This is a genomic window from Pseudomonas sp. KCJK8993, assembly GCF_046230915.1.
GTDB classification, from domain to species: domain Bacteria; phylum Pseudomonadota; class Gammaproteobacteria; order Pseudomonadales; family Pseudomonadaceae; genus Aquipseudomonas; species Aquipseudomonas piscis.
Genome location: NZ_JBJJLO010000019.1, coordinates 1 through 24,591, shown reverse-complemented (window position 1 = coordinate 24,591; position 24,591 = coordinate 1). Strand labels below are relative to the sequence as shown.

28 protein-coding genes are annotated in these 24,591 nt (G+C 64.5%); 15 read left to right on the top strand and 13 right to left on the bottom strand.

The annotated features are described in order from the left end of the window. Positions 1 to 3: 3 nt before the first annotated feature. The gene (locus ACK6AU_RS09055) at positions 4 to 1,497 is read right to left on the bottom strand and encodes a YifB family Mg chelatase-like AAA ATPase (protein ID WP_409298902.1); all 1,494 of its coding nucleotides are present in this window, start codon (positions 1,495 to 1,497) and stop codon (positions 4 to 6) included. Between the two features lie 155 nt (positions 1,498 to 1,652). Continuing rightward, entirely contained in the window at positions 1,653 to 1,913 is a 261-nt protein-coding gene (locus ACK6AU_RS09050) for an accessory factor UbiK family protein (RefSeq protein ID WP_022641805.1), read from the bottom strand. 411 nt (positions 1,914 to 2,324) lie between these two features. On the opposite strand from ACK6AU_RS09050, the gene glnK reads away from it, so the two are divergent. The 4 genes from glnK (at position 2,325) to sutA (ending at position 5,096) form a co-directional block, all read left to right on the top strand. Beyond that, a complete protein-coding gene (glnK, locus tag ACK6AU_RS09045) occupies positions 2,325 to 2,663 on the top strand; it encodes a P-II family nitrogen regulator (RefSeq protein ID WP_002555808.1) in 339 nt (112 codons plus the stop codon). Positions 2,664 to 2,698: 35 nt separating this feature from the next. Then, positions 2,699 to 4,036 (top strand): ammonium transporter, encoded by a 1,338-nt coding sequence (locus tag ACK6AU_RS09040; RefSeq protein WP_185696915.1) that lies wholly within the window; start codon positions 2,699 to 2,701, stop codon positions 4,034 to 4,036. Positions 4,037 to 4,245: 209 nt separating this feature from the next. Next, positions 4,246 to 4,671 carry a secondary thiamine-phosphate synthase enzyme YjbQ gene (locus ACK6AU_RS09035; RefSeq protein WP_185696916.1) on the top strand — a complete coding sequence of 142 codons (426 nt, stop codon included), beginning with the start codon at positions 4,246 to 4,248 and terminating at the stop codon, positions 4,669 to 4,671. Positions 4,672 to 4,772: 101 nt separating this feature from the next. Continuing rightward, positions 4,773 to 5,096 (top strand): transcriptional regulator SutA, encoded by a 324-nt coding sequence (gene sutA, locus ACK6AU_RS09030; RefSeq protein ID WP_185696917.1) that lies wholly within the window; start codon positions 4,773 to 4,775, stop codon positions 5,094 to 5,096. Between the two features lie 78 nt (positions 5,097 to 5,174). Here the strand turns inward: sutA and ACK6AU_RS09025 are convergent, their stop codons facing one another. From ACK6AU_RS09025 to lptM, 6 genes are read right to left on the bottom strand one after another with little or no spacing between them, the layout of a single operon-like run. Beyond that, positions 5,175 to 5,876 carry an HAD family hydrolase gene (locus ACK6AU_RS09025; RefSeq protein WP_409298898.1) on the bottom strand — a complete coding sequence of 234 codons (702 nt, stop codon included), beginning with the start codon at positions 5,874 to 5,876 and terminating at the stop codon, positions 5,175 to 5,177. Next, on the bottom strand, positions 5,876 to 6,772 hold the full coding sequence (xerC, locus tag ACK6AU_RS09020; RefSeq protein ID WP_409298896.1) for a tyrosine recombinase XerC: 897 nt from the start codon (positions 6,770 to 6,772) through the stop codon (positions 5,876 to 5,878). Before xerC ends, ACK6AU_RS09025 begins: the two co-directional genes overlap by 1 nt. Before the next feature lie 2 nt (positions 6,773 to 6,774). Continuing rightward, positions 6,775 to 7,500 carry a DUF484 family protein gene (locus ACK6AU_RS09015; protein ID WP_185696920.1) on the bottom strand — a complete coding sequence of 242 codons (726 nt, stop codon included), beginning with the start codon at positions 7,498 to 7,500 and terminating at the stop codon, positions 6,775 to 6,777. A gap of 13 nt (positions 7,501 to 7,513) precedes the next feature. Continuing rightward, positions 7,514 to 8,344, bottom strand: a complete 831-nt coding sequence (dapF, locus tag ACK6AU_RS09010; protein WP_185696921.1) for a diaminopimelate epimerase — start codon at positions 8,342 to 8,344, stop codon at positions 7,514 to 7,516. 4 nt (positions 8,345 to 8,348) lie between these two features. Then, positions 8,349 to 9,596: a diaminopimelate decarboxylase gene (gene lysA, locus ACK6AU_RS09005; RefSeq protein WP_185696922.1), complete on the bottom strand. Its 1,248-nt coding sequence runs from the start codon at positions 9,594 to 9,596 to the stop codon at positions 8,349 to 8,351. Between the two features lie 9 nt (positions 9,597 to 9,605). Next, a complete protein-coding gene (gene lptM, locus ACK6AU_RS09000; RefSeq protein WP_022641796.1) occupies positions 9,606 to 9,761 on the bottom strand; it encodes an LPS translocon maturation chaperone LptM in 156 nt (51 codons plus the stop codon). A gap of 227 nt (positions 9,762 to 9,988) precedes the next feature. Between lptM and cyaY the strand changes: the two genes are divergently transcribed. From cyaY to rnk, 3 genes are all read left to right on the top strand, one after another. After that, positions 9,989 to 10,321, top strand: coding sequence for an iron donor protein CyaY (gene cyaY, locus ACK6AU_RS08995; protein ID WP_185696923.1), 333 nt, complete (start codon positions 9,989 to 9,991; stop codon positions 10,319 to 10,321). A 3-nt stretch (positions 10,322 to 10,324) separates the two neighbouring features. After that, entirely contained in the window at positions 10,325 to 10,558 is a 234-nt protein-coding gene (locus ACK6AU_RS08990) for a DUF1289 domain-containing protein (RefSeq protein ID WP_185696924.1), read from the top strand. A 141-nt stretch (positions 10,559 to 10,699) separates the two neighbouring features. Next, the gene (gene rnk / locus ACK6AU_RS08985; RefSeq protein WP_022641793.1) at positions 10,700 to 11,113 is read left to right on the top strand and encodes a nucleoside diphosphate kinase regulator; all 414 of its coding nucleotides are present in this window, start codon (positions 10,700 to 10,702) and stop codon (positions 11,111 to 11,113) included. A 7-nt stretch (positions 11,114 to 11,120) separates the two neighbouring features. Here the strand turns inward: rnk and ACK6AU_RS08980 are convergent, their stop codons facing one another. From ACK6AU_RS08980 to ACK6AU_RS08970, 3 genes are all read right to left on the bottom strand, one after another. Then, the gene (locus ACK6AU_RS08980; protein WP_409298892.1) at positions 11,121 to 13,967 is read right to left on the bottom strand and encodes a class I adenylate cyclase; all 2,847 of its coding nucleotides are present in this window, start codon (positions 13,965 to 13,967) and stop codon (positions 11,121 to 11,123) included. Positions 13,968 to 14,133: 166 nt separating this feature from the next. Continuing rightward, positions 14,134 to 14,379, bottom strand: coding sequence for a TIGR02647 family protein (locus ACK6AU_RS08975; protein ID WP_022641791.1), 246 nt, complete (start codon positions 14,377 to 14,379; stop codon positions 14,134 to 14,136). Between the two features lie 192 nt (positions 14,380 to 14,571). Further along, positions 14,572 to 14,856, bottom strand: a complete 285-nt coding sequence (locus ACK6AU_RS08970; RefSeq protein WP_022641790.1) for a hypothetical protein — start codon at positions 14,854 to 14,856, stop codon at positions 14,572 to 14,574. Between the two features lie 116 nt (positions 14,857 to 14,972). Between ACK6AU_RS08970 and ACK6AU_RS08965 the strand changes: the two genes are divergently transcribed. After that, entirely contained in the window at positions 14,973 to 15,614 is a 642-nt protein-coding gene (locus ACK6AU_RS08965) for a glutathione S-transferase family protein (RefSeq protein WP_185696926.1), read from the top strand. Between the two features lie 41 nt (positions 15,615 to 15,655). Here ACK6AU_RS08965 and argH read toward each other — a convergent pair whose 3' ends face one another. Beyond that, complete coding sequence (gene argH / locus ACK6AU_RS08960) at positions 15,656 to 17,050, bottom strand: argininosuccinate lyase (RefSeq protein ID WP_409298889.1); 1,395 nt, start codon at positions 17,048 to 17,050, stop codon at positions 15,656 to 15,658. A gap of 610 nt (positions 17,051 to 17,660) precedes the next feature. Between argH and ACK6AU_RS08955 the strand changes: the two genes are divergently transcribed. From ACK6AU_RS08955 to ACK6AU_RS08925, 7 genes are all read left to right on the top strand, one after another. Continuing rightward, complete coding sequence (locus ACK6AU_RS08955) at positions 17,661 to 18,407, top strand: LytTR family DNA-binding domain-containing protein (RefSeq protein ID WP_185696928.1); 747 nt, start codon at positions 17,661 to 17,663, stop codon at positions 18,405 to 18,407. A gap of 126 nt (positions 18,408 to 18,533) precedes the next feature. Next, entirely contained in the window at positions 18,534 to 19,475 is a 942-nt protein-coding gene (hemC, locus tag ACK6AU_RS08950) for a hydroxymethylbilane synthase (protein WP_409298886.1), read from the top strand. Continuing rightward, positions 19,472 to 20,239: a uroporphyrinogen-III synthase gene (locus ACK6AU_RS08945; protein WP_409298884.1), complete on the top strand. Its 768-nt coding sequence runs from the start codon at positions 19,472 to 19,474 to the stop codon at positions 20,237 to 20,239. Before hemC ends, ACK6AU_RS08945 begins: the two co-directional genes overlap by 4 nt. Before the next feature lie 17 nt (positions 20,240 to 20,256). Next, positions 20,257 to 21,396, top strand: a complete 1,140-nt coding sequence (locus tag ACK6AU_RS08940) for a uroporphyrinogen-III C-methyltransferase (RefSeq protein WP_185696931.1) — start codon at positions 20,257 to 20,259, stop codon at positions 21,394 to 21,396. Then, on the top strand, positions 21,393 to 22,631 hold the full coding sequence (locus ACK6AU_RS08935) for a heme biosynthesis protein HemY (protein WP_409298882.1): 1,239 nt from the start codon (positions 21,393 to 21,395) through the stop codon (positions 22,629 to 22,631). Before ACK6AU_RS08940 ends, ACK6AU_RS08935 begins: the two co-directional genes overlap by 4 nt. Positions 22,632 to 22,795: 164 nt before the next feature. Beyond that, positions 22,796 to 23,317 (top strand): disulfide bond formation protein B, encoded by a 522-nt coding sequence (locus ACK6AU_RS08930; RefSeq protein WP_409298880.1) that lies wholly within the window; start codon positions 22,796 to 22,798, stop codon positions 23,315 to 23,317. 205 nt (positions 23,318 to 23,522) lie between these two features. Next, positions 23,523 to 23,981: an Rsd/AlgQ family anti-sigma factor gene (locus tag ACK6AU_RS08925; RefSeq protein WP_022641784.1), complete on the top strand. Its 459-nt coding sequence runs from the start codon at positions 23,523 to 23,525 to the stop codon at positions 23,979 to 23,981. A 60-nt stretch (positions 23,982 to 24,041) separates the two neighbouring features. Here the strand turns inward: ACK6AU_RS08925 and ACK6AU_RS08920 are convergent. After that, positions 24,042 to 24,591, bottom strand: a 550-nt coding sequence (locus tag ACK6AU_RS08920) for an FKBP-type peptidyl-prolyl cis-trans isomerase (protein ID WP_409298878.1), incomplete at its 5' end; no start/stop codon positions are given.

Sequence of the window (24,591 nt, the reverse complement as noted above, 5' to 3'; positions counted from 1 at the left end):
GCGTCAACCGCTACCAGGCCGATAGTGCAGTGCTTCGGCCAGGTGCTCGCGGTTGATGGCATCGGCCGATTGCAGGTCGGCCAGGGTCCGCGCCACCTTGAGCAGGCGGTGGAGCGCGCGCAGTGACAGGCCCAGGCGTTCGCCGGCAGCTTCCAGCCAGCGCTCGTCGGTTGTGGATAACCGGCAATGGCGCGCCAGGCCGGGCAGGTCGAGCAGGGCGTTGGTGCAGCCCTGGCGCCGCAGTTGCAAGTTGCGGGCACGGGCCACCAGGTCGGCGGCGCTGGCACTGTCGTTGCCCGGCTGCGGCGAGGGGTTCAGGGCCGTGGCCTCGCGGGCGACGGTCAGGTGCAGGTCGATGCGATCCAGTAGCGGGCCGGAGAGCTTGTTGCGATAACGCTGGATCTGCTCCGGCGTGCACCGGCAGCGGCCACTGGGTTCGCCCAGGTATCCACAGGGGCAGGGGTTCATCGCCGCCACCAACTGGAAGCGTGCCGGAAACTGCACCCGCTCCCGGGCCCGGGCGATGACGATCTGCCCCGATTCCATGGGCTCGCGCAGGACTTCCAGGACCTTGCGGTCGAACTCCGGTAGCTCGTCGAGAAACAGCACGCCATGGTGGGCCAGGGTGATTTCCCCGGGCTGCGGTTTCGAGCCGCCACCCACCAGGGCCGCGCTCGAAGCCGAGTGATGGGGTTGGCGGAACGGACGCTGTGGCCAATGTTCCAGCGGGGCGGGGCTGCTCACCGACTGGATGGCTGCTACCTCAAGGGCCTCGTGCTCTTGCAGTGGCGGCAGCAGGCCGGGCAGGCGGCTGGCCAACAGGGTCTTGCCGGTACCGGGTGGGCCGCAGAACAGCAGGTTGTGGGCCCCGGCCGCAGCTACCAGCAGGGCCCGCTTGGCGGCCAGTTGGCCCTGTACGTCGCGCAGGTCGGGATAGGGCGCGCGGTCATGGGGCAGGCCCTGGCTGGCGCAGGCCGGGATCGGCGCCTGCCCGTTGAGATGGGCCGCCGCCTCCAGCAAATGGTCGACCGCGATCACGCTCAGACCCGAGGCCAGGCAGGCTTCCTCGGCATTGGCTCGGGGCACCAGCAAGGCATGGCCAGCATCCCGTGCCGCCAGGGCCGCTGGTAGCACGCCGCGCACTGGACGAACGGCCCCGGACAGCGCCAGCTCGCCCAGGCACTCGATATTGCCCAGCGCCGTGGCCGGAAGTTGCTGGCTGGCGGCGAGGATGCCCAGGGCGATCGCCAGGTCGAAGCGTCCACCGTCCTTGGGCAGGTCGGCGGGAGCCAGGTTGAGGGTGATGCGCCGGGCGGGAAAGTCGAAGCCGGCGTTGAGGATCGCGCTGCGGACCCGGTCCTTGCTTTCCTTGACCGCGGTCTCGGGCAGCCCCACCAGGGTCAGGCTCGGCAGGCCGTTGGCCAGGTGCACTTCGACACTGACGACCGGAGCCTGTACGCCCATCTGGGCGCGGCTGTGGATGATGGCCAGGGACATGCGACGTTCTTCCTTGCAGCGGTGGGAACCGCGTCCTGCGGTGTTGCAAGGATAGGCGAGAGGATCAGCGCGAGCGCTGGGCAATGCAGACAGGATGTGTCGCCGGCCTGTCCTTCAGCCGTGCTGAAGGGCAGGTCGACGAAGAGGGGGTCAGCTCATTGATCCTTCGGCTCAAGCCTGGCTTCCAGCTCGGCGACCTTGGCTTCCAGGCTTTCCAGGCGGGCCCGGGTGCGCGCCAGGACTACCATCTGGCTGTCGAATTCTTCCCGGCTGACCAGGTCCAGCTTGCTGAAGCCGCTTTGCAGCAGGGCCTTGAACTGGCTTTCGATTTCGTTGCGCGGCAAGGGCGTTTCGCCGCTGAACAAGCGCGAGGCATGGCCGCTCAGGGCGTCGAGGAGATCTTTGGGGGCGAGCATGGGAATGTCCTGAATAGCTGATGGGCCGCAGTGTATCACGCACGAACCGAGGGCTTGGCGCTGTCCGGCCTGCACGTTTTTTGCGCATCGGGCCGCAACCGCGTGCACCGTTATCGTGCGTATCGGTGGCGGGTTTTCCCGCCCCTGGCCGCGGGCTGCCGGCAACTTCATGAAATCGCTGCTATTTCCCGACCTGGCAAGCTTTCTGCTTAGACCCTGGTGACCCATGCACTGATGCAGTCGCTGTGACGAATGCAGTGCGACCGACGAAGCGGGGAGTGTTTCGTCAGGGCGGCTAGCGTCGGTCCGGTTGAGGAGGGCCGACGATGCGTTACAAAGCCAGGCACTGCGCTTAGACTTGAGTCGGGTTTGTTTTCCTGGGGCAAGTCCACCAATTCGGGAGAGAGTTTCATGAAGCTAGTCACCGCCATCATCAAGCCGTTCAAGTTGGACGACGTGCGCGAGTCGCTGTCCGAAATCGGCGTGCAGGGCATTACCGTCACCGAGGTCAAGGGCTTCGGCCGGCAGAAGGGCCATACCGAGCTGTACCGCGGCGCGGAATACGTGGTCGATTTCCTGCCCAAGGTGAAGATCGATGTCGCCATCGACGACAAGGATCTGGACCGGGTCATCGAGGCCATCACCAAGGCTGCCAACACCGGCAAGATCGGTGACGGCAAGATCTTCGTGGTCAATCTGGAACAGGCTATTCGCATCCGTACCGGCGAAACCGATACCGACGCAATCTAAGCCGCCCCAAACCCAACGCCCCAGGAGAAAACAACATGACTCTGCGTAAATTCGCAGGGCTAGGAGCCCTTTTGCCCCTCGTAATGCCTGGCCTGGCCATGGCGGCAGACGAAGCGGCCGCTCCAGTCCTCAATTCCGGCGACACCGCCTGGATGCTGACCTCCACCGCCCTGGTACTGTTCATGACCATCCCCGGGCTGGCGCTGTTCTACGGCGGCATGGTGCGGTCCAAGAATATTCTTTCGGTGATGATGCAGTGCTTCGCCATCACTGGCCTGGTGACCATCCTCTGGTTCATCTATGGATACAGCATCGCGTTCGACACCGGCGGTATGGAAGCTGGCGTGGTCAATCTCAATTCCTTCGTCGGCGGCCTGTCCAAGGCCTTCCTCGCCGGTATCACCCCGGCCAGCGTAACCGGTCCGGCGGCGCTATTCCCCGAGGCGGTGTTCGTCACCTTCCAGATGACCTTCGCCATCATCACCCCGGCGCTGATCGTCGGTGCCTTCGCCGAGCGGATGAAGTTCTCGGCGATGCTGATCTTCATGGGCATCTGGTTCACCGTGGTCTATGCGCCCATCGCGCACATGGTCTGGAGCGGTCCGGGTTCGCTGATGGGCGACTGGGGCGTGCTGGATTTCGCCGGCGGCACCGTAGTCCATATCAACGCCGGTATCGCCGGCCTGGTCTGCTGCCTGGTGTTGGGCAAGCGCAAGGGTTTCCCGACCACGCCGATGGCCCCGCACAACCTTGGCTATACCCTGATGGGCGCGGCGATGCTGTGGATCGGCTGGTTCGGCTTCAACGCCGGTTCCGCCGCAGCGGCCAATGGCACTGCCGGCATGGCCATGCTGGTGACCCAGATCGCCACCGCGGCGGCAGCCCTGGGCTGGATGTTTGCCGAGTGGCTCACCCACGGTAAACCCAGCGCCCTGGGGATCGCCTCGGGCGTGGTGGCTGGCCTGGTGGCGATCACTCCGGCAGCCGGTACCGTCGGCCCGATGGGGGCCCTGATCATCGGCCTGGCGGCGGGCGTGGTGTGCTTCTTCTGCGCGACCAGCCTCAAGCGCAAGCTGGGGTATGACGACTCCCTGGATGCCTTCGGCGTGCATGGCATTGGCGGCATCCTCGGAGCGATCCTGACCGGAGTCTTCGCTGCCCCGGCCCTGGGTGGCTTCGGCACCGTGACCGACGTCGCCGCGCAGGTCTGGGTCCAGGCCAAGGGTGTGGGCCTGACCGTGATCTACACCGCCGTGGCGACCTTCATCATCCTCAAGATACTGGATGCGATCATCGGCCTGCGGGTGACCGAGGAAGAAGAGGCTGTCGGCCTCGACCTGGCCCAGCACAATGAGCGCGGTTACAACCTGTAAGCACCCTGCTCGAAAAAGCCCGGCTTCGGCCGGGCATTTTTTTGCCTGGTGCTTGTCATTGAGGAAGGCTGAAAGGTTTTTCTGATGAGCCTTGGCAGGTTTGCCAGACGATTTTTCGTAGGGCAAATGCTTACACTAAAGCAGGATTATTCGGCGCTTTGTTTTTTTCCTGAGCGCGCTAGAATGCGCGCCGAAGCGTGGAGATAGGTATGTGGCAACAGACCCTGATTACCCTGCGGGCCAGGCCCCGGGGCTTTCACCTGGTAACGGACGAGTTGCTCGCCGGCTTGCCTGAGTTGAAGGCATATCGAGTCGGGCTGCTGCATTTGTTGCTGCAACATACCTCGGCCTCGTTGAGCGTCAACGAGAATGCCGACCCGGCGGTCCGGCGCGACTTCGAGCGTTTCTTCAATACCCTGGTGCCCCAAGGCATGACCGGGTACGAACACAACGACGAAGGCGCGGACGACCTCCCGGCCCACTTCAAGGCCAGTTTGCTAGGCTGTCAGCTGACTTTGCCGATCTCGGCGGGGCGGCTGGCATTGGGCACCTGGCAAGGTGTTTATCTGGGCGAGCACCGTGATCACGGCGGTGCTCGTAAAGTCCTTGTCACCTTGCAGGGTGATAAGGCATAAGCCGCTGAGTACCAGTGGATGTTGATTTTTTCCGGCAGCCTTCGACAGATGGCCGAGCTGGGCTATAACTAATCTGCTTTTCGCAAGTCATGAGGTAGAACATGAGCGACGATGATCTGGAAAACGACGACCTCGAAGTAGGTGACGAAGACGATACCGAAGAAGGTCTTGAAGCGGCCGCCGAAGATGTGGCGGAAGACGATGGCGGTGATGTTCCCGCTCCGACCGCCAAAGGCAAGTCCAAGGCTGCTGTCTCGGTAGACGAGCTGCCGAGTGTCGAAGCCAAGAACAAGGAGCGCGATGCACTGGCGCGTGCCATGGAAGAGTTCCTGGCCCGTGGCGGCAAAGTGCAGGAAGTCGAGGCCAACGTGGTCGCCGACCCGCCCAAGAAGCCAGATAACAAGTACGGCAGCCGGCCTATCTGAGCCTTGCTACTTGCTTGCTGAAAAAACCCGCCGTCGCTGCGGGTTTTTTCATGCCGATGCAAAAAGCCGGGTGGGCGGCTAGAGGGATTTCCAGCGTCCCAGCAGCGCGGGCAGCTCGGTCAGGCTGCGGATCTCGGCATCGGGTGCGCGCTCGGCTTCCCAGGCCTTGCCGCCCGGGTTGAACCAGATGGCGCGCAAGCCGGCCTGCTGGGCGCCGGCAATGTCGTCGCCCGGATGATCACCGATATGTACCGCGGTGTCGGCACTGGCGCCGCCGCGGTGCAGGGCTTCCTGGAAGAGCCGGGCATCGGGCTTGGCGATGCCGATGTCCTCGGCGCACAGGGCGAACTGGAAATAGTCCGCCAGGCCCAGGCGACGCACGTCGGCGTTGCCGTTGGTGACCACTCCCAGGGCGAAGTGATTGGCCAGGGCCTCCAGGGTCGGTTGCACCTCGGGGAAGATGTCCAGCTGGTGCCGGGCATGCAGGAACACTTCGAAGCCCTCTGCGGCCAGCCGGCTGGCCTCAGCCTGTTCATACCCCGCTTCTTCCAGTGCATGGAACAGCACGCGCCGGCGCAAGGCGCTGATCCGGTGCTTGAGTTCGGGCTCGCGCTCCAGCACTTGCGCGCGAATTGCCCACAGGTGCTCCACCGGCACGCCGCCCAGGTCCGGGGCATGCTCGGCCAGCCACTGGCGCAGCGTGGCCTCGGCGCTGACGATCACCGGGGCGGTGTCCCACAAAGTGTCGTCGAGGTCGAAGGTGATCAACTTGATGGTCATTACTCACCGCCTTTATTGCGTTTGGCCCGTGGATGGGCGCTGTCATAGACCGCGGCCAGGTGCTGGAAGTCCAGGTGGGTATAGATCTGCGTGGTCTTGATGTCCGAATGGCCCAGCAGCTCCTGCACGGCGCGCAAGTCCTGGGAGGACTCCAGCAGGTGGCTGGCGAAGGAGTGGCGCAGCATGTGCGGGTGCAGATTCTGTCCCAGCTCGCGCTCGCCCGCGGCCTTGACCCGCAGCTGGATGGCCCGGGGGCCGAGGCGGCGGCCTTTCTGGCTGACGAACAGGGCACCGTCCGGCGGGTTGCTCAAGGCCCGCAATGGCAGCCACGAGGCCAGGGCCTCGCGGGCTTTGCGGCCCACCGGCAGGACCCGGGTCTTGCTGCCTTTGCCATGGACCTGCACCAGGCCATCGGCCAGGTCCAGTTGTTCGAGATTCAGGCTGGTCAACTCGGAGAGGCGCAGCCCACAGGAATAGAACAGCTCCAGGATGGCCTGGTCGCGGTGAGCCAGGAAGTCGTCTTCCACTGCGCCGTCGAGCAGTTGCAGGGTGCGGTCGGTATCCAGGGTCTTGGGCAGTCGTCGTTCGCCTTTGGGCGGGGACAGGCCATTGGCCGGATCGTGATCGCATAGCCCTTCGCGGTTCAGGTAGTGATACAGCCCGCGTACCGCGGATAGCAACCGGGCCAGGCTGCGGGAGGATTGGCCCTGCTGGTGCAGGCGTACGATCAGGCTGCGCAGGCCCTGGATATCCAGGTCGGCCCAGCTGCGTATCTGCTGCTTCTCGCAGAACCCCAGCACCTTGCCAAGATCACGGCGGTAGGCCTCCAGGGTGTGGGGCGACACCTGGCGCTCACTGCGCAGGTGAGCGCAGTAGGCGTCCAGTTGTCCTTGCATGCTCAGCGGACCGAGCGCAGGGAGTGGGTGAAGCGCGGCAGCACGCGGCCGGTGACTTCGGCGATGTAGTTGAGGAACAGAGTGCCCACCGAACTCTTGTAGTGCTGTGGGTCGCGGCTGGCGATGGCCAGTACGCCGTGCATGCCCTGGTGCGCCAGGGCCACCACTGCAGTGGAGCCGATCTGCTTGCGCTGTTCTTCGCCGAACAGGAAGTCCAGCTCATGCTCGCGCAGGCTGCCGCTGATGCTCTTGCCTTCGGACAACAAGCCGCCGATGGCGCCTTGGGCCTCGGCTGCCGATACCCAGCGGCCCACCGGCATGGGGTTGTCGCTGAACAGGATCAGGCTGACGAAAGGCACCTGGAACTCCTGGCGCAGGCTGTCCTCGACGCTCATTACCACTTCTTCGAGGCTGGTGGCGTCCAGCAGCGCGAGGATCAGGCGCCGGGTCTTGTCGAATAGCCGGTCATTGTCCCGAGCCACGTCCATCAGTTGCGACAGGCGATGGCGCATCTCGATGTTGCGCTCGCGCAGGATCTTCATCTGCCGTTCCACCAGCGAGACGGTATCGCCGCGTTGGTGGGGAATGCGCAAGGCCGCAAGCAGTTCTTCGTGGGCGACGAAGAAGTCCGGATGCGCCTCCAGGTAGGCGGCGACGGCTGCCGCTTCCAGGTTCTGGGTGGGGGATTCGTCGGGCGTTGTGCTGGGAACCTGCGGCTGGTCGGTCATGGATTTCGCTCACTCATAGACGCACCTGTCCTTCGTATACGCGTACTGCCGGGCCGGTCATCAGCACCGGTTGGCCAGGGCCTGCCCACTCGATGGACAGGCGTCCGCCCGGCAGGTCGATCAATAGCGGCGAATCCATCCACCCCTGGCTGATCGCGGCCACTGCGGCTGCACAGGCGCCGGTTCCGCAGGCCTGGGTTTCCCCGGCGCCGCGTTCCCACACCCGCAATTGCGCGCGCTGACGGTCCAGGACCTGGAGAAAACCGACATTGACCCGGGCCGGGAAGCGCGGGTGGTGCTCGATCTTCGGGCCCAGCTCGTGGACCGGTGCGCTGTTGATGTCATCGACCCGCAGCACGGCATGGGGGTTGCCCATGGACACTGCGGCCAGCTCGACCTGGCGTCCGTCGACCTCCAGGGTATAGCTGGTGGCCTGGGCTGGTGCCTGGAACGGGATATCGGCCGGCACCAGGCGTGGTGGACCCATGTCGACGCTGATCTGGCCGTCGTTGCGCACATCGAGCTCGATCACACCGCTCTTGGTCTCCACGCGGATCCGACGCTTGGTGGTCAGGCGCTTGTCCAGTACGAACCGTGCGAAGCAGCGCGCACCGTTGCCGCATTGTTCCACCTCCGAACCATCGGAGTTGAAGATCCGATAGCGGAAATCCACGTCCGGGTTGGTCGGGGCCTCGACGATCAACAACTGGTCGAAACCGATCCCGGTATTGCGATCCCCCCATTGCTTGGCGTGCTTGGGTTGAATATGCGCGTGCTGGCTGACCAGGTCGAGAACCATGAAGTCATTGCCCAGGCCGTGCATCTTGGTAAAACGCAGCAGCATGGTCTTACTCCGGCAGCAGGCTTTCGCCAGCGAATAACTCGGCCACCGTTTCGCGGCGACGCACTTGCACAGCCTGGTCGCCATCGACCAGCACTTCGGCGGCACGGCCGCGGGTGTTGTAGTTAGAGCTCATGACGAAACCATAGGCGCCGGCGGAATGCACGGCCAGCAGGTCACCTTCGGCCAGGGCCAGCGAACGTTCCTTGGCGAGGAAGTCGCCGGTTTCGCAGATCGGGCCGACGATGTCGTAGGTACGGGGTTCGGCATCCCGGGGCCGGACGGCGCTGACATCCATCCAGGCCTGGTACAGCGCCGGGCGGATCAGGTCGTTCATGGCGCCGTCGACGATGGCGAAGTCCTTGTGTTCGGTGTGCTTGAGGTATTCCACGCGGGTCAGCAGCACGCCGGCGTTGGCGACGATGAAGCGGCCCGGCTCGAACACCAGGGCCAGGTCGCGACCGGCCAGGCGCTCGCGTACCGCCTTGACGTAGTCGGCGGCCAACGGCGGCTCCTCGTCGCGGTAACGCACGCCCAGGCCGCCACCGAGGTCGATGTGGCGCAGGTAGATGCCGCATTCGGCGAGGCGATCCACCAGGTCCAGCAGGCGGTCCAGGGCGTCGATGAAGGGCGCCAGGGTGGTCAGTTGCGAACCGATGTGGCAGTCGACCCCGATGATCTCCAGGTTGGGCAGCTGTGCCGCGCGGATGTACACATCCTCGGCGGCGGCGATGGCGATGCCGAACTTGTTTTCCTTGAGTCCGGTGGAAATGTACGGATGAGTACCTGCATCGACGTCGGGGTTGACCCGCAGCGACACCGGGGCGCGCACGCCCAGCTCGGCGGCCACCTGTTGCAGGCGCTCCAGCTCCTCGGCGGATTCGACGTTGAAGCAATGGACGCCCACTTCCAGGGCCCGGCGCATGTCGTCACGGGTCTTGCCGACGCCGGAGAAGACGACCTTGTCGGCCTGGCCACCGGCAGCCAGCACCCGTTCCAGCTCACCGCCGGAGACGATGTCGAAGCCGGCGCCCAGGCGCGCCAGGACATTGAGCACACCCAGGTTGGAGTTGGCTTTCACCGCGAAGCAGACCAGGTGCGGCATGCCGGCAAGAGCGTCGGCATAGGCCTGGTACTGGGCCTCGATATGCGCCCGGGAATAGACGTAGGTGGGCGTACCGAAACGCTCGGCGATGGCGGACAGGGCTACGCCTTCCGCGAGCAGCTCGCCGTCGCGGTAGTTGAAAGCGTCCATGGCGGGCCCTTAGTAGGTATCGTAGGTGTCGTGCTTGTGCGCCTTGGACTGCTCTTCAGGGGATTTGCTGTCGTCAGGCAGGTAAAGCGGGCCTTTCTGGCCGCAGGCGGTTACAAGGCAGGCAACCGCGACGAGCGCAGCAAGGGCGGAGATCAGGCGCTTCATGGCGAAATCCTTGAGAATGCGTAAATTGCGCCCGAGTATACCGGCCACCCGGCAGCTTGCCTATGCAAGGCAAATCCCGCCTGGAGAGCCTTCGTCAATGGCTGCGGGGCTTGCCGGCGGATTGCTTGTCCCGGGTGGCCGCCGGTTCTGTATCCTTTGCATTCACCGGGTGGCGCCCGTATCTTGCGGTGCTTGAGCGTGACTAGACACTTTTCGAGGTTCCCGCAATGAGTTTGACCGAAGCCCGTTTCCACGACCTGGTGGACGCCACCCAGCAGGCGCTGGAGGATATTTTCGACGAGAGCGACCTGGACATCGACCTGGAAAGCTCGGCCGGCGTGCTCACCGTCAAGTTCGACAACGGCAGCCAGGTGATCTTCAGTCGCCAGGAGCCCTTGCGCCAGCTGTGGCTGGCCGCGCGCTCCGGTGGTTTCCACTTCGACTACGACGACGAAAGCGAGCGCTGGGTGTGCGACAAGAGTGCCGAGCAGTTGGGCGAGATGCTTGAGCGCATCGTCTTCGAGCAGGCCGACATCAAGCTCGAGTTCGACGGGCTCTGAGTGGTGAGCCAGAGTCCCGCGGTTCGTCCGCCCAAGCCGCTCTACAGCAACGTCAGTCCTGCCGTGGGTTCGCCGTGCATCAGCCTGTGCCGTCTCGATGAAGAAAAGGTCTGCCGCGGCTGTTTCCGGCATGTGGAGGACATCCGCGAATGGCGCTCGGCCGACGACGAGCGTCGCCGGGTGATCTGCGCCCAGGCGCTGCAGCGCAAACAGGCCGCGGCATCGAGGGACCTGTAGCGCCTATCCGCACAGTTTGTTTATTGCCAATGCTGTGATAGTGTCCGACTTCGCCTCGCTACCTCGAGGCCGGTGAGAACCCCGTCTTATTTGGCGGGGTTTTGCTTTTTTGTGCAGAAAAAACAGGAGTCAGCCAGGATCATGAGTACTGCACCATCCATCATCCTTACCCGCCTTGACGTGCAGCGTCTGGAGCGCCTGATCGATAGTCTGGACGACTCGCTGCCAGGCGTCATTGCCCTGCAAGCCGAGCTGGATCGCGCCGAAACGCTGGTGGGGCACGATGAGGTTCCGGCCGGTGTCGTCACCATGAACTCGCGGGTGCACTGCCGTGAAGAAAGCAGTGGCAAGGACTATCACCTGACCCTGGTCTATCCACAGGATGCCAATGCCGACGAAGGCAAGATCTCTATCCTGGCGCCGGTGGGCAGCGCGCTGCTGGGCTTGCAGGTCGGTCAATACATCGACTGGCCGGCCCCGGGCGGCAAGACCCTGAAACTGACCTTGCTGGAAGTCGAATACCAGCCGGAAGCCGCAGGCGACTTCCACCTCTGATACCTGCCTAGACCTGCTCCAGCGCCTCGTTCAGGGCCCGCTCCAGGCTGGCCTTGTAACGCAGGTAGAGAATGCTCGAGCTTTGCCCATCACCGAGCAGGCCGGACAGGTCCAGGTCGGTGATGTAGCAGCGGTAGCGCTCCGGTTCGCGACGTTGCTCGACGATTTCCCGGACCACCGCACTGAACAACTGGTCGCCATATTCCAGTTCGGAAAACTCCCGTTGATTGCAGTACAGCGAGACTTGCACCTGTCCCGGTGCGGCCTTGCCGATGATCGCCTGTACGTCGTAGAACCCCTTGTCGATCGGGGTCAGCGGGGCGGGTCGAGACTCCACCCGGCGCGCCCGGCCAGTGCCTGACGGCAGTATCTGGAAATAGCGTGTATCCAGAGGTTTCTCGCCGGGGCTGTTGACCATGGGCAACAGGGCCTCGCGGCGGTAGAGGATCGACTGCAAGAAGCGCTGCAGTGGGACCAGCAAGCTCTGTTCATCGTGGTAGGGCAGGGTCTGCTGCCACAGGGCGTTGTGCTCATCCAGGACATACAGCTCGGCCTGGCCCTCGACGATCCGGTAGAACACCTGGATGCAGTCCGGCTGGCCCATGGGCAGGACCAGCGCCAGGTCGTGTTCCTCCAGGGCCATGGGGTCCAGGTGCAGCGGGCTGTAGCGGGTTTGCTCCTGCCCCAGGTACTCCAGCAGTGCCGCGGGGCTGGCCATGGCCCGATGCCGGACTTGCCCAGGCAGCAGTTCGAGGACGTGGTAGTGCTGCTGCACCTGGATCAGGTAGCGGTAGTTGAGCTGGCTGAGCAGCAGGTCCTGCGCGGTCTCGAACAACTCCTCCACCCGGCGGGCGATGAACTGTGCGCGGTTGTGGCAGAAGCAGCGGACCCGCAGCCGTGGCTGGGGGCCCGACGGCAGGTTGTTGAGGTAGTCGCGCAGGCACTCGAGCAGCGCATGTTCGCCATCGTGGCGGCCCACCATGACCTCGTTCCAGCTGTTGAGGGTGACCTGGTCCAGGGTCAGCACCAGGTTCTCGCGCACCCCGGCATAGCTCAGTGAGTCGGTGCGCTCGGTGGTCATGTGGATGTTCAGCTCGCGATGGTGCTTGAGCGGGTCCACCGCGACGTTCACCAGCACCAGCACCTCGCTGGGGACGCTGGCATGCAGCAACTGGTCCTCGCTGACCGTGTTCAGCGGCAGGGCCACGGTCTGTTGCAGGCTGCCCAGCAGGTTGAACAGTTCGAACTCGCTGAGGTCGCTGCTGCCGGGATGCAGGGCCAGGCGGGTGCTGCTGTCGATGACGCCGTTGCGATGGCACCAGGTGAGCAACTCCACCAGCTCGCGACTGCGCTTGATCGGCGCGAAGTGTTCCCACTCCAGGGCCGTCAGGTTGCCGTTGTACAGGCCCCAGTGGGTCTGTCCGGGCTCCTTGCGATTCGGCGACTGCACCAGGGTCAGGGTGTCTTCGGCCAGGTCCGGGGCGATGCCCGGGTTGATGAATTCGATTTTCCCGGCCTTGCGTTCGAAGGCCGCGTACAGGCGCCGTCCCAGCACGTTCAGGTCACGCTTGTTGATCAGGCTGGCGGCCTGTTCGGTGCGGGCGAACTGGGTCAGGAAGCGATAGCTGTAGTTCAGTTCGTTGACCAGCGAGCGCCGCTCGGCGCCGACCTGGCGCACCTTCCACTGGCTGCGGCTGTCGAGCAGGGCCAGCTGGCGCTGATCCCACCCCCATTCCTCGGCCAGGCGCTCCAGCAGCGCCCGCTGCCAGTTCGGGCTGCGGGCGCCGTTGCCGGTCGTCAGCTTGCGGTTGACCTTGAGATACAGGCTGCGACGTACCAGTTCCAGGCGCTCGGGTTCGCCGCGGGCCTTGAGGTATTCCTCGATACGCCGGTAGACCACGATGTAGGGGTCCAGCTCGTCCAGGTCCAGGCGGTTGGCGAACACCGCCTGCTTGAAGCGCAGGCTCAGGCACTGGACCCGTGGGTGCTCGCTGGCGTAGACCTCGATCAGCAGCAGCTTGAGCACCGACTTGTAGGGCGACTCGATGCCCTTGAACAACTGCCAGAGCCCCGCGCCGATGAACTCCCCCGGAGGAATGCGCGCCATGTGCCCCAGGTCGAGGTTTTCCTCGGCGGACACGAAGCGCTTGGACAACAGCGTATGGATGTACTGCTCGTAGCGCGGCTCCTCGTACACCGGCACCAGCCACCAGAGCGGCGTACGTCCGGCGAGCCAGATGGCGGTGCGATAGAACTCGTCCAGCAGCAGGTAGTGCTGCGTGGTGCCGCAGTCGTCCGAGCTCAGTCGGGTATCGCGTTCGCCGCGCACGAAGCGGCTTGGGTCGATGAGGAAGAAATGCGCTTCGGCGCCCTGGCCTTCGGCCCAGGCCTCCAGCAGTTGGCACTTCTTCTGCAGTTCGGCCAGTTCGTTCTCGTCCAGGTCCGGGGCATGGCAGACCCAGACGTCCATGTCGCTCTGGTCGGCCTGGGCCAGGGTGCCCAGGCTGCCCATCAGGAACAGTCCATGGATCGGTCGCGGCGGGTTGCCGTGGCGGGCCTTGTAGGAAAAGGAGCGAGTCAGGCGCTGGGCTTCGGCCAGTACCTGGGGGGCGGGTTCGTAGTTGGACAAGCCCGCCGGCGTCGCCCCGGAGACGTAGCCGGGCAGCAGCGGGTGATTGACGTGGAAGAACAGCGGCAGCAGGTTGAGGACCAGTTGCTGGCGCGCCGACAGCCCCTCCATCGCCCGGGCCATGCGTCCTTCGTTGAGGGTCAGAAAGCGCGCGCGAAGTTGACTGAGAACCTTGCGGTCGATTCCTTCATCCAGGTCGGGACGGATTTCATGGGTATGGGGCATTTCAAGCGGAGCTCGAACGTGGCGAGGTTCAGGGTCGGGGCAGTTTACCGGCAGACGGGTTGAGCCTTAAGCCGATTTTATTTTTTGACGCCGGATTTCTAACGCATTGGCGCGAGACGGCCTACGGAATCCCGACAGACGGGAGTCCCGCAGGCCCGGGAAGACTTCAGGCGGTTTCAGCGACGGTGAGGATGGTCAGCAGGCCCTGGGCATGCTCGGCGGCGTCGCGGCCAAGGCTGGTGAGGTAGCCGCCATCGGGTTGGGTGATCAGCTCCTTGGTGTACAGGCGCTGGGCGGCAGCGATGGCGGAAGGGGCGGCGGTCTGATGGATCTTCAGGCCTTCCTGGGAGCTGTCCAGGTTGAACAGTGCGAGGATTTCCAGTTCGGCAACCAACTCAGGGGTATACGACATAAGGACTCCAGACTTTCTAGGAATGAAAGGTCAGCGTTCTTAAGGTGACCGCACGGCGGCGGTGTGTCCAGCGTTCGCTGAGTTCTTTTGCGGCCCGGGACAGCGGTGTTTGGCCGCAGGGTGGTTGCAGTGTAGCCAGCGGCTGGAGGGTGGGTGGGGCACCGCATGAGGTGGCGCCCCGGCAAGCGAGGGTCACTGCTTCTCGGGAGGCAGCTGCGGTAGGGCCCGCAGGGCGGTTTCGTACCACTGGGTGTCGAAGGGGCGGTCTTCTTCGAGGATCGCATCGATCTCGATCGCCAGGACATGGGCCATCAGGTTGAGGATTTCTTCGCGCTCGTAGCCCACCAGGGTCAGCTTGTTGAACGTGGCCTTGGCCGCTGGCGGGTTGTCGCTGGCGATCTGGTTCTCGATCGCCTCGATCAGGGTGTTTTCGGCGAACTCTTCTTCGTCGTTGTCGATATCGGTTGGCTCGCTCATGGCAGGCTCCTCAAGGAAAGGCGCCAGTCTACCCGGATTCCGGGGCCGGGTGCTTGGCGGCCGGAGGGTTAAGCTTCTATAAAACAGCCGACCCCGCGCGGCCTGGAGGCAATGGAATGTTCAAGCTTTATGGGTTCGCCATCAGCAACTACTACAACATGGTCAAGTTGGCGCTGCTGGAAAAGGGCCTGCCCTTCGAAGAGGTGCTGTTCTACGCCGGACAGAGTCCCGAGGCCCTGGCCATCAGCCCCCGGGGCAAGGTGCCGGTGCTGGAGGTGGAGCAGGGTTTCATCAGCGAGACCAGCGTGATCCTCGATTACCTGGAGCAGGTCCGGCCCGAACCCGCGCTGGTGCCGAAGGAGCCTTTCGAGCGGGCCAGGGTGCTTTCGCTGGCCCGGGAAATCGAGTTGTACATCGAGTTGCCGGCGCGTGCCTGTTTTCCCGAAGCGTTCTTTGGCGTGGGCGTGCCCGAGGCGATCAAGGAGAAGGCCGGGATCGAACTGCTGCAGGGTTTCGCCGCGCTACAGCGCCATGCCCGGTTCGATCCGTATGTGGCGGGCAGCGACTTGAGCATCGCCGATCTGTATTTCCAGTACAGCGTGAGCCTTGCCCTGGTGGTTGGGGACAAGGTGTTCGGGATCGATTTCCTGGCCCGGATGCCCGAGGCCAGGGCGCTGTTGCAGCGCCTGGAGCAACGCCCCCATGCCCGGCGCATCGCCGCCGACAAGGCGGCGCTGATGGCCGCGCGAAGAAGCTGAAGGCGTGCCGCCCGGGCGCTGGCCAGGGCGGCACGGGGGGCTTAGCGGCTGCCCAGCAGGGCCTGGCCGCGAGCCACGGCGGCACGCACCTGGGCCGGTGCGGTACCGCCGATGTGGTTGCGGGCGTTGACCGAGCCTTCCAGGGTCAGCACGGCGAACACGTCCTGGTCGATCTGGTCGCTGAACTGGCGCAGTTCCTCCAGGCTCATCTCGGCCAGGTCCTTGCCGGTGTCTACCCCGTACTTCACCGCATGGCCGACGATTTCGTGGCAGTCACGGAACGGCAGCCCGCGGCGTACCAGGTAGTCGGCGAGGTCGGTGGCGGTGGAGAAGCCGCGCAGCGCCGCTTCGCGCATGATGGCGTGCCTGGGCTTGATGGCCGGGATCATGTCGGCGAAGGCCCGCAGCGAATCGCGCAGGGTGTCGGCGGCGTCGAACAGCGGTTCCTTGTCTTCCTGGTTGTCCTTGTTGTAGGCCAGTGGCTGGCCCTTCATCAGGGTCAGCAGGCCCATCAGCGCGCCGAACACCCGCCCGCTCTTGCCACGCACCAGCTCCGGCACGTCGGGGTTCTTCTTCTGCGGCATGATCGAGCTGCCGGTGCAGAAGCGATCGGGCAGGTCGATGAACTGGAACTGGGCGCTGGTCCACAGCACCAGCTCTTCGGAGAAGCGTGACAGGTGCATCATCGCCACGCTGGCGGCGGCGCAGAATTCGATGGCGAAGTCACGGTCCGACACGCTGTCCAGGGAGTTGCCGCCCACGGCCTCGAAGCCCAGCAACTGGCAGGTCAGCTCGCGGTCGATCGGGTAGGTGGTGCCAGCCAGTGCGGCGCTGCCCAGGGGCATGCGGTTGGTACGCTTGCGGCAGTCCACCAGGCGCTCGTAGTCGCGGCTGAGCATTTCGAACCAGGCCAGCATGTGGTGGCCGAAGGTCACGGGCTGGGCGGTCTGCAGGTGGGTGAAGCCCGGCATGATGCTGTCGGCTTCACGCTCGGCCAGCTCCAGCAGGCCTTTTTGCAGGCGGGTGATCTCGCCCAGGATCAGGTCGATCTCGTCGCGCAGCCACAGGCGGATATCGGTGGCCACCTGGTCGTTGCGGCTACGGCCGGTGTGCAGTTTCTTGCCGGTGATGCCGATGCGGTCGGTCAGGCGCGCCTCGATGTTCATGTGCACGTCTTCCAGGTCCACGCGCCAGTCGAAGCTGCCGGCTTCGATCTCGCCCTGGATGGTCTTCAGCCCGTCGATGATGCTGTCGCGCTCGGCGTCGGTGAGTACACCGACCTTGGCCAGCATCGTGGCGTGCGCGATGGAGCCCATGATGTCGTGGCGATACAGGCGCTGGTCGAAATTGACAGAGGCGGTGAAGCGGGCGACGAAGGCGTCGACGGGTTCACTGAAGCGGCCGCCCCAGGACTGATTGGTCTTGTCAGTGCTCATGAATTCGCTCGTGATCTGCTGAAGGAAGATGGCGTGAAAAAACAGGCGTCGATGATAGCAGGGTTGCCCGGGCTGTCGCTGGCACTGGTCGGCAGCTTTTGGCCCGCGACTGCGAGAGTGCGTGGTGCTGGTCCTGGCGGCGCGGAGACTGGAACCGGCGCGCCTGGGCGAGGTCGGTTGCCTGAGTGCCGAAGATGATATCGATCAAACGATATTTATCGATTGAGCAATATCGTCTTGGCAACCGTCTACAGTTGGACAAGAGGCACGGCGCAATCGTGTGGCAACCCTGGGGGCGCCGCGATGGGCTGGCCATCGATTTCATACCGCGCAGGGCCATGCAACCCGTCCAGGAAACCAGGCGGGCGTGGCCAGGTTGGACGCCAGCCATAAACGAGGGAGGCTTAGTGTTGAGTTCCAGCATTCCCTGCGACCTTGTCGCGCATCCAGCGGCCCGACGCGGCACCGGGCAGGTACGGGTAAATATTGGTGCCCGACTTGCGGCACTTTTTGACCTTCGCACTAGTCTTAGCGTGGATCGCCGTGACGGACGTCACTCCACCTGTCTACGCTATCCTTGTGCGAGACTCACGCAGGAATCCAGCGCAATATGAATGTCCTGATCGTTGATGACGAACCCCAAGCCCGCGAGCGCCTGAGCCGTATGGTCGGCGAACTCGAGGGGTACAGTGTCCTGGAGCCCAGCGCCACCAATGGCGAAGAGGCATTGAGCCTGATCGACAGCCTGAAGCCGGATATCGTCCTGCTCGATGTGCGCATGCCAGGCCTGGATGGCCTGCAGGTCGCCGGCAAGCTGTGCGAGCGCGAAACGCCTCCGGCGCTGGTGTTCTGCACGGCTGCGGATGAATTCGCCCTCGAGGCGTTCAATGACAGCAGCGTGGTCCACCTGGTCAAGCCGGTACGCTCCGAGCTGTTGCTGGAAGCGTTGAAGAAGGCCGAGAAACCCACCCGCGTGCAGCTGGCTGCCCTGACCCGGCCTGCGGCGGAAACCGGCAGTGGCCCGCGAAGCCATATCAGTGCGCGTACCCGCAAGGGCATCGAGCTGATTCCCCTGGGCCAGGTGGTGTATTTCATTGCCGACCACAAGTACGTGACCCTGCGCCACGAGAGCGGCGAAGTGTTGCTGGATGAACCGCTCAAGGCCCTGGAAGACGAATTCGGCGAGCGCTTCGTGCGTATCCACCGCAATGCCCTGGTGGCCCGCGAGCGTATCGAGCGCTTGCAACGAACGCCCCTGGGGCACTTCCAGCTGTACCTCAAGGGGCTCAATGGTGACGCGCTGATCGTCAGTCGGCGCCATGTGGCTGGCGTGCGCAAGATGATGCAGCAGCTCTAGGGCGCGGGACGAGGCCTGCCAGCGAGGAAGCTTGGCAGCGGGAGGGCACCGGGTACCTGATACAAGTCAAAGCTGCTTTGGCTGAGCTGTTATCATCTGCCGTATTTATTCAGTACGGATTGATCCATGTCCTCTCGCGAAATCCGCATCGCTACCCGCAAAAGTGCCTTGGCCTTGTGGCAGGCCGAATACGTCAAAGCCCGTCTGCAGGAGGCCCATCCAGGTCTTGTCGTGACCCTGGTGCCCATGGTCAGCCGTGGCGACAAGCTGCTGGACTCGCCGCTGTCGAAAATCGGCGGCAAGGGCCTGTTCGTCAAGGAGCTGGAGACCGCCCTGCTGGAGAACCAGGCCGATATTGCCGTGCACTCGATGAAAGACGTGCCCATGGACTTTCCCGAAGGCCTGGGCCTGTTCTGCATCTGCGAACGTGAAGACCCGCGCGATGCCTTCGTCTCCAATACCTACGCCAGCCTCGAGCGACTGCCGGCCGGCAGTGTGGTCGGCACCTCCAGCCTGCGCCGCCAGGCCCAGTTGCTGGCCCGTCGGCCTGACCTGCAGATCCGCTTCCTGCGGGGCAACGTCAATACCCGCCTGGCCAAGCTGGATGCCGGCGAGTACGACGCGATCATCCTGGCCGCTGCGGGCCTGATCCGCCTGGGCTTCGAAGACCGCATCCGTTCCTCCATCAGCGTCGAAGACAGCCTGCCCGCCGGTGGCCAGGGCGCGGTCGGCATCGAGTGTCGTAGCGCCGACAACGAAATCCATGCGCTGCTGGCGCCCCTGCACCATGCCGACACCGCCAGCCGGGTGACCGCCGAGCGTGCGTTGAACAAGCACTTGAATGGCGGCTGCCAGGTGCCGATCGCCTGCTACGCCGTGCTCGAAGGCGACCAGCTCTGGCTGCGTGGCCTGGTGGGCGAGCCCAGTGGTGGCGTGTTGCTCAGCGCCGAGGCCCGGGCTCCGCGAGCCAGTGCGGCCCAGTTGGGCGTGCAAGTGGCTGACGAACTGCTGGCCCAGGGCGCCGGCGATATCCTGCGCGCGGTCTATGGCGAGGCGGGGCAGGAGTGACCGGTTGGCGCCTGCTACTGACCCGGGCAGCCGAGGATTGCGCTGCACTGGCGGCGACCTTGGCCGAGGCCGGAGTGGCCAGCGCCAGCCTGCCGTTGCTGGCGATCCAGCCCCTGCCCGTGACCCAGGCACGGCGGTCGATCCTGCTCGAGCTGGATCGTTATTGTGCGGTGATCGTGGTCAGCAAGCCGGCGGCCAAGCTTGGTCTTGAACTGCTGCGTCAGTATTGGCCGCAGCCTCCGGCCCAGAGCTGGTTCTGCGTGGGTGCCGGCACCGGCCAGATTCTCGCGGATGCCGGGCTGCCGGTGTTCTATCCCCAGGCCGGCGACGACAGCGAAGCCTTGCTTGACCTTCCCCAGTTGCGCGAGGCTATCGGCCAGCCAGAACCCCGGGTGTTGATCGTGCGGGGCGAGGGTGGTCGCGAACTGCTCTCCGAGCGCTTGCGCAGCCAAGGTGCTAGTGTCGATTATCTGGAGCTCTACCGCCGTTGCCTGCCGCACTATGCCGAGGATGTGCTGCGGCGGCGGATCCAGGGGGAACGCTTGAACGGGCTGGTGGTCAGCAGTGGACAGGGTTTCAGTCACCTGCAGCAGTTGGCCGGCCAGGCCTGGCCGCAGTTGGCGAAGATGCCGTTGTTTGTTCCAAGCCCTCGGGTCGCCGACATGGCGCGCGCCGCCGGGGCGGAAATAGTTGTGGATTGCCGCGGCGCCAGTGCCGCGGCTTTGCTAACGGCGTTACGGGAGCATCCCGTGCCCGTTCTCTAAACGCAAAGGATGGATACGTGAGCGAAACAGCCTTGCCTAAAGATGAACTCCAGCCGGTGCCCGAGACGCCGGCGCAACCCACGACCCCAACCGTCGAGCGTCGTGGCAACGGGTTGGCGATACTGGCCCTGCTGCTGGGGGCAGCAGGGGTCGCTGTCGGTGGCTGGGGAGTCTGGCAGGTGCGCAACCTGCAGACCAGCAACCAACAACAGTTGAGCCAATTGCAGGCACTGGGCGACCAGGCCCAGAGCTTCAAGCTCAGTGAGCAGCGCTTGAGCTCACGACTGGAACAACTGCCCGCGGCCGATGAGCTGGAAGACCGCCGCCGCCTGGTAGCGCAGTTGCAAGGCGACCAGCAGCGCCTGAGCCAGCGCCTGGAGACAGTGCTCGGCGCCAGCCGCAAGGACTGGCGCCTGGCCGAGGCCGAGCACCTGTTGCGCCTGGCCAGCCTGCGCTTGTCGGCCCTGCAGGACATCAGCAGTGCCCAGGCCCTGGTCCAGGGTGCCGACGATATCCTGCGCGAGCAGAACGACCCGGGCGCCTTCGCTGCCCGCGAGCAACTGGCCAAGAGCCTGGCGGCCTTGCGCAGCACCGAGCAGCCGGACCGTACGGGCCTGTTCCTGCAATTGGGTGCCCTGCGTGACCAGGTCCTGGAACTCAGCGCCGTGGCGCCGGAATACAAGGACCGGGGCGATTCGCTACTGGGCCTCACCGCCGACGGCGACGGCGCCAGCCGTTGGGCGCAGTGGTGGGATCAGGTTTCCCGCTACTTCCGCATCGATTTCAATGCCGACAAGAACATCCGTCCGCTGCTGGCCGGCCAGGGCCTGACCCAGGTACGCCTGGCCCTCAGCCTGGCGCTGGAGCAGGCGCAATGGGCGGCGCTCAACGGCCAGGCAGCGGTCTATACCCAGGCCCTGACCGAAGCTCGTGACGTGCTGACCGGCCACTTCAACCAGGACAATCCGCAGAGCAAGCTCATGCTCGAGCGCCTGGCCGAACTGAGCAAGCAGCCGGTGACCGTGGTCACCCCGGACCTGGCCAAGACCCTGAGCACGGTCCAGGCCTATCTGGAGCGGCGTAGCCTCAGCGTCGAAGAATCGGTCAAGCCCCTGGCCAAGCCTGCGGCGAATACCGCCCGGGAGACCAGTCCATGAAGCGCGCCTATGTGATCGTCCTGCTGCTGATCGCCGCCATCGGCCTGCTGGGATTGGCCATCGCCGAACACCCAGGCTACGTGCTGATCGCCTACAGCAACTTCCGCTATGAATCGAGCCTGTGGGCGACCCTGGCCTTGGTAGCGTTGGTGTGGCTGGTGATCTGGGGCATCAAGCTGCTGGTGGAGCTGGTGATGGTTTCCGGCGGCGTGGTCAATCCATGGTCGCGCCGCAATCGCAGCCGCCGGGTGCAGATCGCCATCGAGCAAGGCCAGATGGACCTTGCCGAAGGACGCTGGGCCAGCGCCCAGAAGCACCTGCACCGTGCCGCGGAGGCCGAGCGCCAACCGCTGTTGTATTACCTCGGCGCGGCCCGGGCGGCCAACGAACAGGGCCACTACGAAGAGTGCGATAGCCTGCTGGAGCGGGCGCTCACCCGTCAGCCCCAGGCTGAATTGGCCGTCGCTCTGAGCCACGCCCAATTGCAGACCGACCGTGGCGACACCGAAGGTGCGCTGACCACCCTGCAAGCCATGCATGAGCGCCATCCCCATAGCGTCCAGGTCTTGCGTCAACTGCAACGCCTGCATCAACAGCGTGGCGACTGGCCAGCGCTGATCCGCCTGTTGCCGGAGTTGCGCAAAGGCAAGGCCTTGCCGGCCAGCGAGTTGCAGGAGCTGGAGCGCCGCGCCTGGGGTGAGAACCTGGGACTGGCCGCGCGCCGCGAAGAAGACCAGGCCACGTCGTTGCAGTCGCTCAACCGCTCCTGGCAGCAATTGACCGCCGCCCAACGCCAAGAGCCGCAGTTGGTGCTGGCCTATGCCGAGCAGTTGCGTCTACTGGGTGCCGGGGCCGAAGCCGAGGAGACGCTGCGCACGGCGATCAAGCGCAAGTACGAAAGCCACCTTGCCCGGCTATATGGCCTGGTGCGTGGCAGCGACCCTGCACGTCAGCTGCAAACGGCCGAGCACTTGCTCAAGGAACATGCGGATGATCCTGGGTTGCTGCTGACCCTGGGCCGCCTGAGCTTGCAGAACAGTCTCTGGGGCAAGGCCCGCGACTACCTGGAGAGCAGCCTGCGCCTGGAGCGCAATCCCGAAGCCTGCGCCGAACTGGCCCGCCTGCTGGCTCAGTTGGGAGATACCGAGCGCAGCAACCAGCTGTTCCAGGAGGGCCTGGGATTACTGGACGAGCGCCTGTTGGCCGCTCCCTTGCCGGTTCCGGCACGGGCCTGATGCGCCCTGGACCGGTTGCCCGTCGCGGGCAACCGGCCTTTCTTAATACCCCGCTTGGCCAGCCACGGCCGATCGGTCTTCGAGCGGCCATGGCTTGGCGCTCCTTGAAAGGAGCGAGCGCTTTCTCTACCGTGGCTGCCTGTTTCTTCCGTTGCGGATATCCCATGTCGCTGGCCGGCTCTCGCTCGCTGTTCTCCCTAGTGTTCCTGGTGGGGGCCTTTGCCTCGTGGGCGGCCTTCAACCTGCAAGCCGGGGGTGGCCTGGAATCGTGCCCGCTGTGGGGCGTGCAGCGTGGGCTGATGCTGCTGCTCGCCGGCGCCAACTTGCTGGCTGCGTTGCAGGGTCCCATGCGCTGGGGGCGCCCCTTGTACTGGGGGCTGAACCTGCTGCTGGGGGTATTGGGGGTGATCACCGCAGGGCGCCATGTACTGCTGCAGAACATTCCTTCCGAGCAATTGCTGGCGTGCCTGCCGGACATGCCATTCATGCTGCGCCACCTATCTTGGTGGCAAGCGTTGCAATTGGTCTTCATGGGGACGGCGGACTGCGCGGAGGTATCCTGGACCCTGCTCGACATGAGCCTGCCGGAGTGGAGCCTGCTGTTTTTCCTGCTGCTCCTGGCCTTGAGCGGTTATCGCCTGCAGCGCTCGCTACGGGCTGCGCGCCAGGCTGGGGCATTGCCCTGAGTCAGTGTTTGGCGGGGCACAACGGATTAAACGCTTGTATGAACTTTATCTCCTGCGTACCTTGAAGCTGTTGTCGAGCGGGCATAATCTGGCCCGCACCTGTCACTCTAATTCGCTTGCTCGATGCTGTTGCGCCTGACCTGATCCAGGGTCTCCATGGGGGACGGCGGTCAATGACATGACCCTTGAGGGAAGAGAGATCACCATGCTCGAAAGTTGTCAGAATGCTCAGGAACGCTGGGGTGGAGTTCACCTGTTGATCGACCGCTGGTTGCAGGCGCGTCATGAACTGGTTCGAGCCTATGATGTGCTGGGCGCCGAACCCGAGGCGCTGAGCAAGAGCAAGAAACCCCTGCAAGAGTTCTGTGGAATCCTGGTGGATTATGTCTCCGCCGGTCATTTTGAGATCTACGAACAGCTGACCAGCGAAGCCAAGGCCTTTGGCGACAAGCGCGGTCTCGAGCTGGCCGACACCCTCTACCCGCGCATCGACGTGATCACCGAGAAACTCCTGGCGTTCAACGACCTGTGCGACGCCGGACAGTGCGTGGCGCAAAAGTTCAAGGAGCTGGGTGGCCTGCTGCACGAGCGCTTCGAGCTTGAAGATTGCCTGATCGAAGTGCTGCACAACGCTCACAAGCAGGAGACGGTGGCCCAGGCCTGAGAGCCGGTCCGGTGGTACATGAAACGGCACGCCAAGGCGTGCCGTTTTCGTTTCCGGGTTTCAGTCGGCGACCGCCAGCAACTCGATCTCGAATACCAGGGGTGTATAGGGCGCGATCAGGTCGCCGGCGCCTTCGGTGCCATAGGCCTGGCTGGATGGAATCACCAGGCGCCAGCGGGCGCCGGTAGGCATTTGCGCCAGGGCGCTGCGCCAGCCAGCGATCACGCTGTCCAGGCGGAACCACTGTGGCTGCCGGGCTTCGTCGAACACGGTGCCATCGGGCAGGCGGCCGGTGTAGCGCACCTGGACCGAGCCGTTGGGGTTGGGTTTTGTACCATTGCCGGGAGCCAGCTCGGTGAGCAGGATGCCGTCCGCCAGTTGGCGGGCCCCCGGCTTGGCCTTTTCCTCGTCGAGAAAGCGTCGTTCGTTTTCCAGTGCGGCTTCGATCTGCGACTTGGCCGATTGCTCGCTGATCTGCGCGTCGTGCTGGGCGAGGATCTGCTCGATGCGCTCGCTCTTGAGCGCCAGCGGCTTGCCGCGGTACGCGGCTTTCAAGCCATCCACCAGGGCCTGGATCTGCAGGTCCGGAACTTCATCGCGCAGCCGTTCG